Origin of the sequence: Parvibaculum sp., from assembly GCF_045863935.1 — a bacterium.
Lineage (GTDB): Bacteria > Pseudomonadota > Alphaproteobacteria > Parvibaculales > Parvibaculaceae > Parvibaculum.
Genome location: NZ_BTVP01000001.1, coordinates 168,450 through 183,643, shown reverse-complemented (window position 1 = coordinate 183,643; position 15,194 = coordinate 168,450). Strand labels below are relative to the sequence as shown.

The window sequence follows — 15,194 nt, the reverse complement described above, 5'->3', positions numbered from 1 at the left end:
CGGCATATCCTCTCTTGCGCGCAGAGCTTAAGAGCGCGAGGCTCTGCCCGCAAACCATGTGCATCGAGGAGGCGAAAATGAGCGGCAATCCGGCGGTCTCGAAGCTGACGGGAAAAGAGCGGGAAAAGGCCCTCGAAAAGCTGAAGGGCTGGTCGAAGGTGAAAGGCCGCGACGCCATCGAGAAGACGTTCCGGTTCAAGGACTTCAACGAAGCCTTCGGTTTCATGTCGCGCGTCGCCCTCGCCGCCGAAAAGGCCGACCACCATCCCGAATGGGCGAATGTCTATAACCGCGTCGATGTCGTCCTCACGACGCATGACGCGGATGGCCTGTCGGAAAGGGACGTAAAACTCGCTGCCCTCATGGACAAGTGGGCCGGCAAGGCAGGAAAGACGGTGAAGAAGTAACGCCGGACGAGACGGAAACAACAAAGCCCCGGTGTTTCCACCGGGGCTTCGCTTTTCCAATTATTGGAAATGTATTAGCGCGGTGCCATGCGACCCAAGCCGCGCGTCAGCGCGGCGCCATACGAATGGCACCGTCGAGACGGACCGTCTCGCCGTTGAAGTAACCGTTGCGGATCATCTCGCAGGCGAGCGAGGCATACTCATCCGGATTGCCGAGGCGGGCCGGAAACGGCACCTGCGCGCCGAGCGCCTGGCGAACCTTCTCCGGCGCGCCCGCGAGCAGCGGCGTGTCGAAGATGCCCGGCAGGATCGTGTTCACGCGAATGCCTTCGCGGCTGAGGTCGCGCGCGATCGGCAGCGTCATGCCGACGACGCCCGCCTTCGAGGCCGAATAGGCGGCCTGGCCGATCTGGCCGTCCTGCGCGGCGACGGAGCCCGTGTTCACGATCGCACCGCGGTCGCCATCCGGCAGCGGGTCGAGGGTGAGCATGCCGGCGGCCGACTTCGCGATGCAGCGGAAGGTACCGACGAGGTTGATCTGGATGATGAGGTTGAACTTGTCGAGCGGGAAGTGCTCGGGCTTGCCCGTCTCCTTGTTCTTGGAGGCGGTCTTGATCGCGTTGCCCGTACCCGCGCAGTTCACGAGGATGCGCTCCTGGCCGATCGCCGCGCGCACCTTCTCGAAGCCCGCATCGACGCTCGCTTCGTCCGTCACGTTCACTTTCGCGAAGACGCCGCCAAGCTCCTTCGCCAGCGCCTCGCCCTTGTCTTCCTGAAGATCGAAAATGCCGATCTTCACGCCTTCCTTGGCGAGACGGCGCGCGGTCGCCGCGCCGAGGCCCGATGCGCCGCCCGTGATGATGGCGCTGATGTTGCTGTCGAGTTTCATGGGGTCATTCCTTCTCTGCGCGGACCTCTTTGGGCCGGTCCTGCGTTTCCCTGTATGCGGGGTGCCTCTGCCGGCCGCCCGATTGGCGCCGATTTAACAAATTCGGCAGCGAAAGAGCGAGCCAAAAATCGCGGAAACAAGGGCAATCTGCGTGATCCGGCGATTTACGTAACGTCCCCCTTGGCTTGCAAGCCGACGCCCTTCGCCCCATCTTGGAGACGCACGAAGGTAAAGGGGCGGCAGGCAGCACGGAGGGAGGCATGTCCTCTTCTCGAGGCGATATGGACGCGGAGAGCGCCGAAAAGGAACTCGCCGATCCGAAATACGAACTTCCCGCCGTCATGGCGCGGAACGAGAAGACCGTGCGCGAAGGCTTCTGGAAGAAGATGGCGCGCGTTGCCGGCAAGGTGCCCTTCGCCGAGGAGGCGGCGGCCGCCTGGTTCTGCGCGCGCGATCCCGAAACGCCGATGCGCGTCCGCGCGACGCTTCTCGCAGCCCTCGCCTATTTCGTCATGCCCGTCGACTTCATTCCAGACATCGTCGCCGCCTTCGGCTTCACCGACGACGCGACGGTGCTCATGGCCGCCCTCGGCCTCGTCTCCAGCTACATGAAGCCGCGCCACCGCAAGGCCGCGCGGCAAGCGCTCGGCCTGCCCGCCGAAAAAAGCGGAACGGACTGAAAGACGGCGTCTCCCGAACTTCCGGCGTCATGGCCCGATTTATTCGGGCCATCCACGTCTTTCTTCCTCGCCGATTCAGCCGGAACGTGAACGGCCCGCCATTTGGTTACAAAGGCGGACCGGACCGTTGGGATGAACGAAGTTCGGTGGACGCCGGCTTGTCGCCCTCTACATCGCCCAGACGCCGCTCGCATTCGAGCGATAACCGAGCGAACGATAGGCCGCGTCGACCAGCGCCTGTCCACGGTCGTTGAGCAGAATGCCGGACCCCATCCGGTTCATGTTGTAACCGAAACTCATCCGGGCTTCCGGGTCGGCAAAACCGAGCGATCCGCCCATGCCGACATGACCGAACGCCGCATCGCCCATGATGCAGGAAGAATTCGGCTCGTTCTTGAGCTTGCGATTGTCCATCGACTTCATGTAGCCGAGCGCGAAACGCGTCGGGATGAGAAGCGTCGCGTCCTCATGCGTCCCCATGGCGACGCGGCCCATCCGGGCGAGCGTGTCCTTGCCGACAAGCTTGCCGCCGCCATTCGCGAGCGGCTGATACATGCCCGCAAGACCGCGCCCGTTGGTGATGCCGTTCGCCGAACCGATCTCGGCGGCATGGGCCTCGCGCGAATTGAAATTGGCGTTGCCACCATTGAGCAGGAAGAGATGCGCCGGGCTTGCCGGATCGCTCATCAGCGCCTGCGTGAACTTGGAGTTCATCGCCGCGGGATCGGGTTCGGCGAAGATCATCGGCGCAATGCGCTTCTCGACCTCTTCGGGCGTGCCGATATGGAAATCGAGGCCGAGCGGCTTTGCCACCTCGTCGGCGAAAAACCGGCCCATGCGCTTGCCCGCCGCGCGATGCACGATCTCGCCGACCGTCCAGGCGAAGGTGACGCCGTGATAGCCGTTGCGCACACCGGGCTTCCAGAAGGGCTCTTCCTCTTCGAGCAGCTTCACCATGTAGTCGTAGTCGTAATAGGCGCCGTCCTTGAGCTTCGTCCTGAGATGCGGCTGCCCGGCCGAATGGTCGAGCATCATCGAGACGGTCGTCTCTTCCTTGCCGTTCTTCGCATATTCCGGCCAGTAGTCCGCGACCTTCGCATCGAGATCGAGCTTGCCTCTGTCGGCGAGCATATGCGCGCAAAGCGCCGTCGCACCCTTGGTGCAGGAGAAGACGATGGAGACAGTGTCCTTCTCCCATGCCGCGCCGCCGGGCTCCTTCCTGCCGCCCCAGATATCGACGACCGTCTTGCCCTCGAGCGTGATCGCGACATTGGCGCCCACTTCGTTGCGCGTCTCGAAATTTTCGATGAAGGCGTCCGCAACATCCTTGAACTTCGCGTCATAACTGCCGTGAAGCGAGCCCGCCTTCGTTTCCTTCGAAAAATTCTCCATCGTCTCTCTCCCTGTATCTTTTTCTATTCTTCAGCGGCTCGAACGAAGACCGCCATAGCCGGCATCGATAAGCCGTTGACGGATGATCGGGCCGAGCGTTTCGTATCCCTTGTCGTTGAGCGTGAGCCCGTCCCAGCGATAGAGGTCTTCGCGGATATTGCCTTGTTCATCGACCATGGCCGAAGACACGTCGATGAAATACATCTCCCTCTCGCCACGCACATAATCCGCGATCAGCGCATTGGCGCGCTGCTGGCCGTACCAGCGTTCCTCGCGGGCGGGCGCCGGTCTGAGCGACACGAAATAAATCGGGGATTTCTCGCCCTCCGCGCGCAGCGACAATGCGAAGGTCCGGAAGTCGTCGAGCAGGTCTTCTGGCCGCCTTCCGCGCACATCGGACAGGTCCGCCTCGCCCGCCATGACCACGATGGCACGCGGATCGTAGGGCAGCACGATACGCGCGCGGTAATGATTGATGTGGGAAAGCTGTGCGCCGCCGAAACCGCGCTGGATAATCGTGACGGGAGCCATGTCTTCGGCGAATGAGGACCACAGCCTCAGATCGCGTCCGCCCACGAAGAGCACGGCGTTTTCGGGCGGCGGGTTGGAGACATCGCGGCGCTCGAAAGCCGCGATCTCTCCTTCCCAGTATTTCGGGTCGCCCGAGGCGAGCAGCACATAAATGAGAAAGGCGAATAGCGCGACGACGGCGACGCCGAACGCGATGCCGAGCGTCACGAATGCCCGCCTCATCCTGCGCTACCCCTCATGCGCATTTATCCCCGCTTCGCCGTTTTGTGACGTTACCGTGACGGTACGATGACAATCTTGCCCTTCACCTTGCGCGCCGCCATGTCTTTCAGCGCCTGCGCCGCTTCCTCGAACTTGTAGGTCTTGGAGACGTGGGGGCGGAGCTTGCCTTCCTTGAACCACGTCATCAGTTCTTTCAGGTTTTCCTGATGGCGCTTCGGCTCGCGTCCCGTGAACGCGCCCCAGAACACGCCGACGATCTGGCAGCCCTTGAGAAGCGCGAGGTTCAGCGGAATTTTCGGGATCGGACCGGCCGCGAATCCGACCACCAGGAAGCGCCCTTCCCAGTTCGTCGCCCGCAGCGCCGCTTCCGAATAGTCGCCGCCGACAGGGTCGTACACAACGTCTGCGCCCTGCCCGCCCGTCAGTTCCTTGATCTTGTCGGTCAGCGCCTTCTGCGCATCCTTGTCGAGCGCACCGGCGGGATAGAGGATCGTCTCGTCCGCGCCATGCTCCTTGCAGACGGCAAGCTTGTCTTCCGACGACGCGGCCGCGATCACGCGCGCGCCCATCGCCTTGCCGAGTTCGACGGCGGCAAGACCGACGCCGCCCGCGGCGCCCAGCACCAGCAGCGATTCGCCGGGCTTCAGATGGGCCCGGTCCTTCAGCGCGTGATGCGACGTGCCATAGGTCATGAGAAAGGCGGACGCCGTCACATAGTCCATCTCGTCCGGGATCGGTGTCACCCGCGCTTCGTCGAGCGCAATCTCTTCGGCAAAGCCACCCCAGCCGCACGAGCCGATGACGCGATCGCCCACCTTCACCTTGGTGACGCCTTCGCCCACCTTGGTGATGATGCCGGACACCTCGCCACCCGGCGAGAAGGGCAGCGGCGGCTTGAACTGGTACTTGTTCTCGATGATCAGGACGTCCGGGAAATTGACCGCCGCCGCATGCACTTCAAGCAGGACCTCGCCCTTCTTCGGCTCCGGGCTCGGCACCTCTTCGATCACGAGGCTGTCCGGCGGTCCATATTCCTTGCACAGCACGGCTTTCATGGTCGTCTCCCTCCAAGTCTTGTCGGTTTCTCGGGTTTCGGAAATTCCGGTGCTTCTCCCTTAGCACGAGCGGGCGGATATCCGCCAGACAGAGGGCGTTTCACCGGCTCTCTGCCTTGGTTCCGCCACATGAATCGGTGAATTTCCCTCCCGGCCTGCGGACAATCCGGCAGGCCGTGAAGGGGCTTTGCGGGGCGGCAACTGGAAATCGCCTGCGCCGACCGCTATGGTCAGGCCACCTTGGAGATCATTGGGGCCGGACGACCGGAGCCCATTCGGAGCAGACGAGAGACCATGCCGCGACGCAAGACCCTTTCCCCAGTCCTCACCATGGCCATTGCCGCGCTTGCCCTGACCTTCGGGGTGGCAGGCTTCGCAGCCGGGGCCAAGGCCCAGGACGCCCCGAAACTCCTCGGCAAGTATGACGACTGGTCGGCCTATACCTATGGCTCGGGCAACGACCGCATGTGCTACGCCATGACGACGCCCGTGAAGATGCTGCCTGCTAGCGCAAGCCGGGGGGACGTCTATTTCATGGTGACGCACCGCCCCGCGCGGAAGACGAAAAACGAAGTCAGCATGCGCGTGGGCTATCCCTTCAAGTCGACGAGCCGGCCTTTCGCCACCATCGGCACCGACAAGTTCCAGATGTTCTCCGGCGTCAAGGAGGGCGGCGAGCACCGCTTCTGGGCCTGGCTCGAGAACCCCTCCGAGGAGGGCAAGATGGTGCAGGCGCTGAAATCCGGCAGCTCCATGGAAATCAAGGGCACTTCGGAGCGGGACACGCTGACGACGGACACCTATTCGCTGAAAGGTTCCTCGGCAGCGCTCAAGAAGATCGACGACGCCTGCAAGTAGGGCCTTGGGGTTCCGCCAGACGCCCCGATTGGCGCCAAATGCGCCCTTTGTGATATGAGAAGCGATGATCCGCGCCCGCTCCGGCAGGCGCGGCAAAGCGTATTTTCAGGACCGGGAACCGGTTGAACCGACATGACCACGCTCGACATAGCGCATGAAAGCCGGGAGGCCGCGCCCGCGGGTGCCGCGCCGCGCGCAAAGCCGAGCCTTGTCGGGCTCACGCGGCCGCAACTCATGGATGCGCTCAAGGATTTCGGCCTGCCCGAGAAGCACCTGCGCATGCGCGCCGGCCAGATATGGAACGGCATCTACAATCGCGGACTGACGAGTTTCGACGGCATGACAACGCTGTCGAAGGAGCTGCGTGACAAGCTCGGACAGAACTTCGACATTTCGCGCCTCGACATCGTGACCGAGCAGAAATCGGTCGACGGCACGCGGAAATGGCTGCTGCGTCTTCCCTCCGCGGTGCCGGGGGTGCCGGGACCTGAGATCGAGACCGTCTACATTCCGGAAGAGGGACGCGGCACGCTCTGCGTCTCTTCCCAGGTCGGCTGCACGCTGACCTGCACCTTCTGCCATACCGGCACGCAGAAGCTCGTGCGCAATCTCACGGCGGGCGAAATCGTCGGACAGATTCTGATCGCGCGCGACGCGCTCGGCGAATGGCCGGACGGCGGGCGGAACTCGGAAGACCGCCTCATCACCAATATCGTGATGATGGGCATGGGCGAGCCGCTCTACAATTTCGAGAATGTGCGCGACGCGCTCGAAGTCGTCTCGGACGGCGAAGGCCTGTCGCTCTCGAAGCGCCGCATCACGCTCTCGACCTCCGGCGTCGTGCCGATGATCGAGAAGGCGGGCGAGGAAATCGGTTGCATGCTCGCGATCTCGCTTCACGCCGTGAACGACGAGACGCGCAACAAGCTGGTGCCCTTGAACAAGAAATATCCGATCAGGGAATTGCTCGACGCCTGCCGGAATTATCCCGGCGTATCGAACGCGCGGCGCATCACCTTCGAATATGTGATGCTGAAAGGCGTGAACGACAGCATCGAGGACGCGAAGGAACTCGTCCGCCTTCTGAAAGGCATTCCGGCGAAGATCAACCTGATCCCCTTCAATCCCTGGCCGGGCAGCCCATACGAATGTTCCGACTGGGCGCAGATCGAGAAATTCGCCGATTTCGTCAATCGCGCCGGCTATGCAAGCCCCGTGCGCACACCGCGCGGCCGCGACATCATGGCGGCCTGCGGACAGCTGAAAAGCGAAACGGTGAAGAGGCGCGCGAGCGAGCGGTTCAGGAAAGGGCAGACGGAGGCTTGAACGTATGAAAGCCGCCATCTATCGCTGGAAGGTCGCAGCCAGAGACGAAGAATACTTCGCGCGGCGCTGGCACGAGATCACTGAAGACATCATGCGCGATCATGGCGGCGGCGGCTCGCGGCTGCACCGCGCGGAGAATGGCGACTTCGTCGCCTATGCGCGCTGGCCCTCGAAGCAAGCGCGCGACAAGGCCTTTGCCGATTACTCGAAAGACCTCAATCGCGCCATTCCGCAACGCGAGGGCAAGGCGGAACTCATCGAGGAAGTCTGGCTCGACATCGCCGACGACCTGCTGATCCCCGAAGCAGACCTCCCCAAACGTTTCAAGTAAGTCAGGCAGCCCGCCGTGCAAGTTGGTCCGTCGCGGCAAAGCTCGGCCGCGCTCGCATCATGTCGAGCCATGCAGCGGCTTTCGGGAAGTGCCGGAGAAGCGCCTGCCCCTCCGGCGTCATCGACAGGAAATGCATGTGCGGGAAGAGGAAGCAGTCGGCAAGGGAAAGCTTGTCGCCGGCGAGAAAGGGATGTGTTTCGAGGTCCGCCGAAATAACGCCCAACTGGATTTCCGCTTCTTTCACCGCCTCGGCGACGCGCTCCTCATCCGTTTTTCCGCCCTGCGAGGGCACGAGAAGCCGCTCCTTCGCGATTCCGTTTGTCATCGTCGGAAATATGAATGAATTGACGAGGCTCGCCCAGCGCAGCACCCGCGCCTGACCGAGCGCGTCGCCGGGCTGGAGCGCCGGGCCGTCGAAAGCGCGGTCGATGTAGTGCATGATCGCGAGCGTCTCGTAGAGGCGAACCTTGCCATGCTCCAGTACGGGCGATTTCGCGAAGGGATTGAGCGCGCGGTGCGTGGCGCTCCCCGCTTCGATCACATTCACCGACCAGTCGATGCCCTTCTCCTCGGCGGCAAGAGTTGCCGTCCAGAGATAGACGCTCATGGGCTGCGAGTGGAAAACGATCGTGCTCATAGGGGCTCTCCGGTTGCGATCATATGCAGCGGAGATCGGGAGCGGCAACGAACCTCGCAAGCGGCAATCACAGTGGCCCCTGACGCTTTGCGCGATTGGCCCCGCCTATCGCTTCGCCCAGTCGAGGGCGGCGTCGAGCCGGTCATTGCCCCAGAAGAGTTCGTCGCCCACCACGAAACTCGGCGCGCCGAATATGCCCTTCGCTATCGCTTCTTCCGTCTGCGCCTTGAGCCTGTCCTTGTTCGCCTGTTCATTCGAGCGCGCGAGAAGGGCGCCCGCATCGAGACCGAGCGCCTCGAGAATGCCGGAAAGCACCGCCTCGTCGGAAATGTCCTGCTGCCCGGCGAAATTCGCGAGATAGACGCGGCGCGTGAATTCCGGTCCCCAATCTTCGTCCTGTCCGAGCAGCGCAAGCCGCGCGGCTTTCAGCCCGTTCTGCGGGAAACGCACAGGCTCCTTCAGCGTGAGACCCTGCGCCTCGCATATGCGCGCCATGTCGCGCCACATGTAGCGGCCCTTGGCGGGATAGATGTTGAACGGGCTGTCGTTCCAGCCCTGCGCGCCGAAAATCGGCCCGAGCAGGAAAGGCCGCCAGACGAGCCCGACGCCCGCATCCTTCGCCGCCTGCTCGACGCGCATCGCCGCCGGGTATGAATAGGTGCTTGCGAACTCGTACCAGAACTCGACTTGCATGGAACCTCCGGGAATGAATGCGCGAGCCTGCCGCAGATCGCCGCGCGCGGAAAGAGCCTGCAGCGCAATCCGCTTTGCGCGCTCACACCTTCGTCTCCGCGTCGAGTTTCAACGTCTCCGCGATCTCGCGGATGAAGGCGATGTCCTCGACAAAGGCGCGGATATGATCGCTTTGGCGCAGATCCTTCCACGGCGAAGGCTGCGCGAAGTAGCCGCGCCGCCCATCGATCACGAGAAGAAGATCGTTGCCGTCAAAAGCGGCCTGCATCGGCCCGTCGCTCGCATCGGCAAGCCGCACGAGCCGTTCCATGAAGGCCGGCGTGAGCAGGTAACGCGCTTCCACCTGGTCGCTCGAAAAGACGTCGAACCTCTCTTCGAAGCGCGGGTCCTCGAGATGAACCCTTTCGCCGCCGGCGCCGGCATGGCCGAGCGCATTCAGAAAGCCCCTGTCGCCGCGGACGATCGTGCGTCCCGAAAAGCGCTTCGGGAACGCATAACGCGCGACAAGCCCCCGAAAGACGAGATCGTATTCGTCGCGCTTGTCGCGGCGCACCTTCTTTTCGAGAAAGGCTTCCGCAAGCTCGAAGGGAACGCCATCGATCTCGCCAAGCACGTGGTCTTCGGTCGAAGCGCGGTCATAGCCCGGCAGGAGGCTGCACTGCCTGAAGGGAGCGAGAAAGTTCTCCGGCGCCTCGGGCGAATAGAGATAGCCGAAATGGCCGAAGATTTTCGCCGAGAGTTCCTCCGCGAATGTCCGCCCCCAGGTTATGACGGAGGTGAGCATCAGCGCACCGACGATCATGACGGCGAAGCTGCCGAAAAGGGCGAAGCCTCGCGCATCTTCGCTCTCGATGACCTGCGAGGAAACGGCAAAGGCAAGAAGCCCCGCCGCGATGACCGGCAGGGCCCGCCACAGCGCGTGCTGGACCACGAGTTTCCGCTCCGCTTCCTTTTTCTCGATGAAGGGTGCGATCTCGCGCGCGAAGAAACCGTCGAAATCCGCACCCGGCGTCATGAGGAACTCACGGCATCAGCTTGTTGACATCGGCAGGCTCGCGCGCCGCCGCGTCCACGACCTCGTAAAAGGGGAACGGTTGTACATTCGCGAGCCGCGCGATCACGGAGCCCGGGAAAATCTCGACCGCATTGTTGAGCCGCGTCACGGCCGAATTGTAGAAGCGGCGCGCGGCGGCGATGTTGCCCTCCACTTCCTCGAATGTCGCCTGAGCCCGCGTCACCGTTTCGGCGGAGCGGAGTTCGGGATAGTTCTCGGCGACCGCGAAGAGCCGCGCCATGCCCGCCTCGAGCTTCCGGGAAGCATCGAGATGCTCTTCCACGGCCTTCGGATTGTCCTTTGCGTAGGGAGCGGCCACCCTGGCGCGCAGCGCCGTCAGCCCCTCCAGCAGCTCTTTCTCATGGGTCATGAACTTCGCCGCCAGGGCCACAATGTTGGGCAGGAGGTCGAAGCGCTGCCGGAGCTGCACGTCGATCGAGCCCATCGCCTCCCTGACCTCGTTCCGCCGCGTGATGAGGCTCGCATACCAGGCATAGCCGCCAACGGCCACGAGACCGAGCAGGACGAGAAGAACGACCGACGAATCCATGGGATACCCCCGAAATTGGCCTCTTGCCGGCCGATTATGGCAGGCAAAGCCCGGTTCGTCGCGCCCCTCTCCCCTCCCCTTGCCGCAAGGGCGGATTTCCCTATAGTGCGCCGCAAAATCGACCCTCAATAAGGTGACGACATGAGCGCCGACAAATCCGTGAAAAAGGTGGTGCTGGCCTATTCGGGCGGCCTCGACACCTCCGTCATCCTGAAATGGCTTCAGGAAACCTATGGCTGCGAGGTGGTGACCTTCACCGCCGACCTCGGTCAGGGCGAGGAACTGGAGCCGGCGCGCAAGAAAGCCGAGATGTTCGGCATAAAGGAAATCTACATCGAGGACCTGCGCGAGACCTTCGTGCGCGACTATGTCTTCCCGATGTTCCGGGCGAACGCGCTTTATGAAGGCGTCTACCTGCTCGGCACCTCCATCGCCCGGCCGCTGATCGCCAGGCGCCAGATCGAGATTGCCGCCGAAACCGGCGCCGATGCCGTCTGCCATGGCGCGACAGGCAAGGGCAACGACCAGGTGCGCTTCGAGCTCGGCTATTACGCGCTCAATCCGGGCATCAAGGTGATTGCGCCCTGGCGCGAATGGGACCTGACCTCGCGCACGAAGCTCATCGAGTTTGCCGAGAAGCACCAGATACCGATCGCCAAGGACAAGCGCGGCGAGGCGCCGTTCTCGGTGGACGCAAACCTTCTGCACATCTCGGCCGAGGGCAAGGTGCTGGAAAACCCGGCCGAGGAAGCGCCGGAATATGTCTATTCCCGCTCCGTCTCGCCGGAGGAAGCGCCCGACAAGCCGACCTACATCGAGGTGGGCTTCGAAAAGGGCGATGCCGTCTCCATCGACGGCGTGAAGATGAGCCCGGCAACGCTGCTGACGAAACTGAACGAACTCGGCGGCGCGAACGGCATCGGCCGCCTCGACCTCGTCGAGAACCGCTATGTCGGCATGAAGTCGCGCGGCGTCTACGAAACGCCGGGCGGCACGGTACTGCTTGCCGCCCATCGCGGCATGGAGAGTCTGACGCTCGACCGCGGCGCGGCCCATCTCAAGGACGAGCTCATGCCGCGCTATGCCGAGCTCATCTATAACGGCTTCTGGTGGAGCCCCGAGCGCGAGATGCTGCAGGCGCTGATCGACAAGAGCCAGGAAATGGTGACGGGCACGGTCCGCCTGAAGCTCTACAAGGGCTCGGCTACCGTCGTCGGCCGCTCCTCGCCTTATTCGCTCTATTCCGAAGCACACGTCACCTTCGAAGACGACGCCGGCGCCTACGACCAGAAGGATGCCGCGGGCTTCATCAAGCTCAATGCGCTGCGCCTGCGCCTGCTCGCGGCCCGTGACAAGAGAGTTGAGAAATAATGCGTATCGACGCAATCCCGATCGGCAAGAATCCGCCGGACGATATCAACGTGATCGTCGAGGTGCCGCATGGCGGCCACCCGGTGAAATACGAGATGGACAAAGAATCCGGCACGCTCTTTGTCGACCGCTTCATGCACACGGCCATGCAGTATCCCTGCAACTACGGCTTCGTGCCGCACACGCTGTCGGATGACGGCGACCCGGTCGATGTGCTCGTGGTGAGCCGCATTCCGGTCGTGCCCGGCGCGGTCATCCGCTCACGTCCCATCGGCGTTCTGATGATGCATGACGAGGCGGGGCAGGATGAAAAGATCCTCGCCGTGCCGGTCGAGAAGCTCAATCCCTATTACAAGAACGTCCAGAACTACACCGACATGCCGGACATTCTGATCCAGCGCATCACTCACTTCTTCGAGCACTACAAGGATCTCGAAGAAGGCAAATGGGTGAAGGTCGACGGCTGGAGGGACGCGAGCATCGCTCGCGAGCTGATCATGAAGGCGATCGAGGCTGGGAAGAAGAGCTAATCCGGATCGGCAGAAAGCGCCAGCACGCGGCTGATCGCCATGAGCGGACGGCCGCTCTCCTTGCGCCAGACGTTGAACGCCTCCTGCACCGCACGCATGGCCTTCGCCGAAGTCGGCGCCTTGTCGATGACACCCGCCTTCACAAGCGCCGCAACAACCGAAGGCGACATCACCCAGCCGTCGACGCCCATCTGCCGCAGGAAAAACTGGGCAGACGCACCGGACAGACGGTCCCCGCGCTTCTTGAGAGTGTCGAGAAGGCCGGCAAAGTCCTCCGGCTTCGACGCGGCGAAGAACGCACCGGCCGAGCCGTGTTCGTTTGCCAGATCGCAGACGAAGCGCGCATTGTTTCGTGTCGCGACGATCTTCGCGCCATTGCGCACGATGCGCGCATCGCCCGCGAGCCGCTCGATATCTTCATCGGCATAAAAGGCGATGCGGTGCGGGTCGAAATGGTCGAAGGCCTCCTCGAAGCCCGGCCACTTGTTCTCGATCATCTTCCACACGAAGCCCGCCTGGAAGACGGACTTGGTCATGGCCGAAAGCCAGCGGTCGTCCCCGATCTTGCGGAGGGCGGCGGCGTTTTTCGGCTTCGGCAGTTCCGCTTCGACGGCTTTGGCACCGCCATGTCTTTTCGCGGCGCGGGCGAAGATCGTTTCGAATTTTTCCATGACCCCTCCCGGAACACCGGAAAAGACTAGCCCAGCCTCAGGGCAGCCGCCACGGGTCTTCCGGCCCGAGCACATGACCCGAGACTTCCTGCATCAGTATTTTTCCCTTGTCCGCATTCGTGAGAATGACGACGCCGGCGCGCCGCGAAGGATCGATCACCATCATTCCGCGCATACCGATATTGGTGCTGGTTTGCCAGAGGGTCAGGCCGCCCTCGTGCTCGCGCGTGCCGAAACCGAGCCCCCAGCCGAACCGGTCTCCCTTTCTTTCGGCAACCGTCACGCGACTCTCGATCATGGTCGCGCGCAACGGTGGCCCGACAAGCGCTCCGTCGACAAAGCCCGTGACGAAGAGAGCAAGATCATGAGCACTCGAGCGAAGCGACAGCGCGGCATTGAAGTCGTCGCCGTCTCGCGCAGGCAGAGGCACCTGCCAGGTCATGAAAAACAGGCTCATGAGCAGCACGGCCACAAAGAGGACCGGGCTGAACGAAGAGCGCCGCACGCCCCGCGACAGCACCCCGTCCGACCACCCGCGATCGAAGATGAAACGGAGATACTGAACCGCGGCAACGATGAGCGCGATCGCCGCCAGCCACACGATGAAATAGCCAAGGCAGAAGAGGAGCGCCCAGCCGCCTTGCAGATAATAGAGAATGGCGCTGGCGCCAACCGGGGCTATGACAGCGGCGGGAACGAGGTCGAATGGCTCGAGCTTCAGCCGGTGAAATCCGAGCCGTAGCACCAGAACGGTCGCGATCGCGAGGATCGCGAAGATGGCGGCCATCGGGCCTGCGAACGCGGAGATCGGCATCCAGAGCGCGTGGTGACCGCGCGCGACTTCCCCGACAAGCCCTTCGGGAATGATATAGCCCGAAGACGACATGCCGAGCGGCCGGAACAGGCGTTGCCGCATCAGGCGGTCAAAGGGAACGCCCTCGATCTCCGACATCACATCGGCGAGGTAAACATATCCCATGCCCGAATAGCCGAACTCGGTCCCCGGCTCGAAAGACAGGCCGCGCGACCCGAGCCGCACCCGATCCGAAAGTCCCGACCGATGGTTGAGCACATGGCGGAGCGTCACTGTCGCGGACGCTTCCTCGTCGGGCAGCCAAGGTGCTTTCAGATAGTCCGACAATGGCGTGTCGAGCGACATTTTTCGCTCACGCACCTGCAGCATCGCCGCGTAGGCCTCGAGCGGCAGACCGAGACCTCCGACTTCGAAAAGCGTATTTGGCGTCACATCCTGATCGCCGTCCGCGTCGGCGTAACCATAGCCCTTTTCGTAGACGATGCGCCCATCGGCGATGACAGCGAGCGCAACGCCCGGAATATCGAGCTCCCTCATGCGCCGTTCGATGAAATAGTCGAGTGCGTGGCGCATCTCCGCCTGCGGCCAGCCGATCATGCCCGCTTCAGGGTCGTCCTGCGCCATGGCTGCCTGAGCCATGGCCATGTGTGGCATGAGACACAATGTGAACAAAAGAAACAGGCCGGTGCGCCGCCGGAATTGACCCGCTGCCACATCCGCGATTACTGATAGAGCTTCACGCCAGATGGAGCGTTGATGTCTGTATTCGGAGAAAAGCGCGGCCGCTGAGAGGGAAGCCCCCTTTTTGCCAGGCCGTTCCACAGGACGGGAGCCCACCCGCGCAGCGCGATTGCCTGCACGCGGTGTGAGGCCCGCCTCGCTTTGGCTTTTCTCCGGAACTCTATTCATGAATATCTCGAAGTTCGAGCAGCGCACGCTGCACGCGCTCGCGCGCGGCGGACACATCTGCGTCGAGAAGGACGGCAAGGGCAAGATCGTCGAAGCCGCCTGCGTCACTCGCGAGGGATGGGTGCTTGCCGACTGCACCCTGGCCACATTCCGGCGCTTGAGAAAAAGACGGCTGATCGCGTCGCGGGAAGGCAAACCTTATCTCATCACCCGCGAGGGACTGCACGCCGTGCGGGCGCAACTCGACAACAGGTGAAGGCAGGACCGGTTCGCA

The 15,194-nt window shown here is 62.8% G+C and carries 18 protein-coding genes; 8 read left to right on the top strand and 10 right to left on the bottom strand.

Annotated features, from left to right (window positions below; genetic code table 11):
* Positions 1-77 precede the first annotated feature (77 nt).
* On the top strand, positions 78-407 hold the full coding sequence (locus tag ACKUUH_RS00975) for a 4a-hydroxytetrahydrobiopterin dehydratase (protein ID WP_407947969.1): 330 nt from the start codon (positions 78-80) through the stop codon (positions 405-407).
* Between the two features lie 106 nt (positions 408-513).
* Here ACKUUH_RS00975 and ACKUUH_RS00970 read toward each other — a convergent pair whose 3' ends face one another.
* On the bottom strand, positions 514-1,296 hold the full coding sequence (locus ACKUUH_RS00970) for an SDR family NAD(P)-dependent oxidoreductase (protein WP_407947968.1): 783 nt from the start codon (positions 1,294-1,296) through the stop codon (positions 514-516).
* A gap of 341 nt (positions 1,297-1,637) precedes the next feature.
* Between ACKUUH_RS00970 and ACKUUH_RS00965 the strand changes: the two genes are divergently transcribed.
* The gene (locus ACKUUH_RS00965; protein ID WP_407948019.1) at positions 1,638-1,976 is read left to right on the top strand and encodes a YkvA family protein; all 339 of its coding nucleotides are present in this window, start codon (positions 1,638-1,640) and stop codon (positions 1,974-1,976) included.
* A gap of 168 nt (positions 1,977-2,144) precedes the next feature.
* On the opposite strand, the gene ACKUUH_RS00960 is transcribed toward ACKUUH_RS00965, so the two are convergent.
* From ACKUUH_RS00960 to ACKUUH_RS00950, 3 genes are read right to left on the bottom strand one after another with little or no spacing between them, the layout of a single operon-like run.
* A complete protein-coding gene (locus ACKUUH_RS00960; RefSeq protein WP_407947967.1) occupies positions 2,145-3,368 on the bottom strand; it encodes a serine hydrolase domain-containing protein in 1,224 nt (407 codons plus the stop codon).
* Between the two features lie 30 nt (positions 3,369-3,398).
* Positions 3,399-4,121: a GDSL-type esterase/lipase family protein gene (locus ACKUUH_RS00955; protein WP_407947966.1), complete on the bottom strand. Its 723-nt coding sequence runs from the start codon at positions 4,119-4,121 to the stop codon at positions 3,399-3,401.
* Between the two features lie 50 nt (positions 4,122-4,171).
* Positions 4,172-5,176: an NADPH:quinone oxidoreductase family protein gene (locus ACKUUH_RS00950; protein WP_407947965.1), complete on the bottom strand. Its 1,005-nt coding sequence runs from the start codon at positions 5,174-5,176 to the stop codon at positions 4,172-4,174.
* A 294-nt stretch (positions 5,177-5,470) separates the two neighbouring features.
* Here ACKUUH_RS00950 and ACKUUH_RS00945 point away from each other — a divergent pair, with 294 nt between their 5' ends.
* The 3 genes from ACKUUH_RS00945 to ACKUUH_RS00935 all read left to right on the top strand — a co-directional run bounded on the left by ACKUUH_RS00945 (position 5,471) and on the right by ACKUUH_RS00935 (position 7,691).
* Positions 5,471-6,034, top strand: a complete 564-nt coding sequence (locus ACKUUH_RS00945; protein ID WP_407947964.1) for a hypothetical protein — start codon at positions 5,471-5,473, stop codon at positions 6,032-6,034.
* A gap of 132 nt (positions 6,035-6,166) precedes the next feature.
* Positions 6,167-7,360, top strand: a complete 1,194-nt coding sequence (gene rlmN / locus ACKUUH_RS00940; RefSeq protein ID WP_407947963.1) for a 23S rRNA (adenine(2503)-C(2))-methyltransferase RlmN — start codon at positions 6,167-6,169, stop codon at positions 7,358-7,360.
* Positions 7,361-7,364: 4 nt separating this feature from the next.
* A complete protein-coding gene (locus ACKUUH_RS00935; RefSeq protein WP_407947962.1) occupies positions 7,365-7,691 on the top strand; it encodes a hypothetical protein in 327 nt (108 codons plus the stop codon).
* A gap of 1 nt (position 7,692) precedes the next feature.
* Here the strand turns inward: ACKUUH_RS00935 and ACKUUH_RS00930 are convergent, their stop codons facing one another.
* The 4 genes from ACKUUH_RS00930 to ACKUUH_RS00915 form a co-directional block, all read right to left on the bottom strand.
* Positions 7,693-8,328: a glutathione S-transferase family protein gene (locus tag ACKUUH_RS00930; RefSeq protein WP_407947961.1), complete on the bottom strand. Its 636-nt coding sequence runs from the start codon at positions 8,326-8,328 to the stop codon at positions 7,693-7,695.
* 105 nt (positions 8,329-8,433) lie between these two features.
* Positions 8,434-9,021, bottom strand: a complete 588-nt coding sequence (locus tag ACKUUH_RS00925) for a 2-hydroxychromene-2-carboxylate isomerase (protein ID WP_407947960.1) — start codon at positions 9,019-9,021, stop codon at positions 8,434-8,436.
* A gap of 82 nt (positions 9,022-9,103) precedes the next feature.
* A complete protein-coding gene (locus ACKUUH_RS00920; protein ID WP_407947959.1) occupies positions 9,104-10,036 on the bottom strand; it encodes a DUF3137 domain-containing protein in 933 nt (310 codons plus the stop codon).
* Positions 10,037-10,043: 7 nt separating this feature from the next.
* Positions 10,044-10,625, bottom strand: a complete 582-nt coding sequence (locus tag ACKUUH_RS00915; protein ID WP_407947958.1) for a LemA family protein — start codon at positions 10,623-10,625, stop codon at positions 10,044-10,046.
* A gap of 141 nt (positions 10,626-10,766) precedes the next feature.
* Here ACKUUH_RS00915 and ACKUUH_RS00910 point away from each other — a divergent pair, with 141 nt between their 5' ends.
* Together ACKUUH_RS00910 and ppa are read left to right on the top strand one after the other, a co-directional pair.
* Positions 10,767-11,996, top strand: a complete 1,230-nt coding sequence (locus ACKUUH_RS00910) for an argininosuccinate synthase (protein ID WP_407947957.1) — start codon at positions 10,767-10,769, stop codon at positions 11,994-11,996.
* Positions 11,996-12,526, top strand: coding sequence for an inorganic diphosphatase (ppa, locus tag ACKUUH_RS00905; protein WP_407947956.1), 531 nt, complete (start codon positions 11,996-11,998; stop codon positions 12,524-12,526). Before ACKUUH_RS00910 ends, ppa begins: the two co-directional genes overlap by 1 nt.
* Here ppa and ACKUUH_RS00900 read toward each other — a convergent pair.
* Together ACKUUH_RS00900 and ACKUUH_RS00895 are read right to left on the bottom strand one after the other, a co-directional pair.
* Entirely contained in the window at positions 12,523-13,197 is a 675-nt protein-coding gene (locus tag ACKUUH_RS00900) for a DNA-3-methyladenine glycosylase I (RefSeq protein WP_407947955.1), read from the bottom strand. The genes ppa and ACKUUH_RS00900 overlap by 4 nt on opposite strands.
* A gap of 37 nt (positions 13,198-13,234) precedes the next feature.
* Positions 13,235-14,650 carry a serine hydrolase domain-containing protein gene (locus tag ACKUUH_RS00895; RefSeq protein WP_407947954.1) on the bottom strand — a complete coding sequence of 472 codons (1,416 nt, stop codon included), beginning with the start codon at positions 14,648-14,650 and terminating at the stop codon, positions 13,235-13,237.
* 268 nt (positions 14,651-14,918) lie between these two features.
* Here ACKUUH_RS00895 and ACKUUH_RS00890 point away from each other — a divergent pair, with 268 nt between their 5' ends.
* Entirely contained in the window at positions 14,919-15,176 is a 258-nt protein-coding gene (locus ACKUUH_RS00890) for a YjhX family toxin (RefSeq protein WP_407947953.1), read from the top strand.
* Positions 15,177-15,194 lie beyond the last annotated feature (18 nt).

Coding starts and splice junctions, on each gene's coding strand:
- ACKUUH_RS00960 (WP_407947967.1), bottom strand. CDS start 3,368: ATGGAGAATTTTTCGAAGGAAACGAAGGCGGGCTCGCTTCACGGCAGT.
- ACKUUH_RS00935 (WP_407947962.1), top strand. CDS start 7,365: ATGAAAGCCGCCATCTATCGCTGGAAGGTCGCAGCCAGAGACGAAGAA.
- ACKUUH_RS00900 (WP_407947955.1), bottom strand. CDS start 13,197: ATGGAAAAATTCGAAACGATCTTCGCCCGCGCCGCGAAAAGACATGGC.
- ACKUUH_RS00890 (WP_407947953.1), top strand. CDS start 14,919: ATGAATATCTCGAAGTTCGAGCAGCGCACGCTGCACGCGCTCGCGCGC.
- ACKUUH_RS00930 (WP_407947961.1), bottom strand. CDS start 8,328: ATGAGCACGATCGTTTTCCACTCGCAGCCCATGAGCGTCTATCTCTGG.
- ACKUUH_RS00965 (WP_407948019.1), top strand. CDS start 1,638: ATGGCGCGGAACGAGAAGACCGTGCGCGAAGGCTTCTGGAAGAAGATG.
- ACKUUH_RS00970 (WP_407947968.1), bottom strand. CDS start 1,296: ATGAAACTCGACAGCAACATCAGCGCCATCATCACGGGCGGCGCATCG.
- ACKUUH_RS00975 (WP_407947969.1), top strand. CDS start 78: ATGAGCGGCAATCCGGCGGTCTCGAAGCTGACGGGAAAAGAGCGGGAA.
- ACKUUH_RS00925 (WP_407947960.1), bottom strand. CDS start 9,021: ATGCAAGTCGAGTTCTGGTACGAGTTCGCAAGCACCTATTCATACCCG.
- ACKUUH_RS00915 (WP_407947958.1), bottom strand. CDS start 10,625: ATGGATTCGTCGGTCGTTCTTCTCGTCCTGCTCGGTCTCGTGGCCGTT.
- ppa (WP_407947956.1), top strand. CDS start 11,996: ATGCGTATCGACGCAATCCCGATCGGCAAGAATCCGCCGGACGATATC.
- rlmN (WP_407947963.1), top strand. CDS start 6,167: ATGACCACGCTCGACATAGCGCATGAAAGCCGGGAGGCCGCGCCCGCG.
- ACKUUH_RS00920 (WP_407947959.1), bottom strand. CDS start 10,036: ATGACGCCGGGTGCGGATTTCGACGGTTTCTTCGCGCGCGAGATCGCA.
- ACKUUH_RS00910 (WP_407947957.1), top strand. CDS start 10,767: ATGAGCGCCGACAAATCCGTGAAAAAGGTGGTGCTGGCCTATTCGGGC.
- ACKUUH_RS00895 (WP_407947954.1), bottom strand. CDS start 14,650: ATGGCTCAGGCAGCCATGGCGCAGGACGACCCTGAAGCGGGCATGATC.
- ACKUUH_RS00950 (WP_407947965.1), bottom strand. CDS start 5,176: ATGAAAGCCGTGCTGTGCAAGGAATATGGACCGCCGGACAGCCTCGTG.
- ACKUUH_RS00945 (WP_407947964.1), top strand. CDS start 5,471: ATGCCGCGACGCAAGACCCTTTCCCCAGTCCTCACCATGGCCATTGCC.
- ACKUUH_RS00955 (WP_407947966.1), bottom strand. CDS start 4,121: ATGAGGCGGGCATTCGTGACGCTCGGCATCGCGTTCGGCGTCGCCGTC.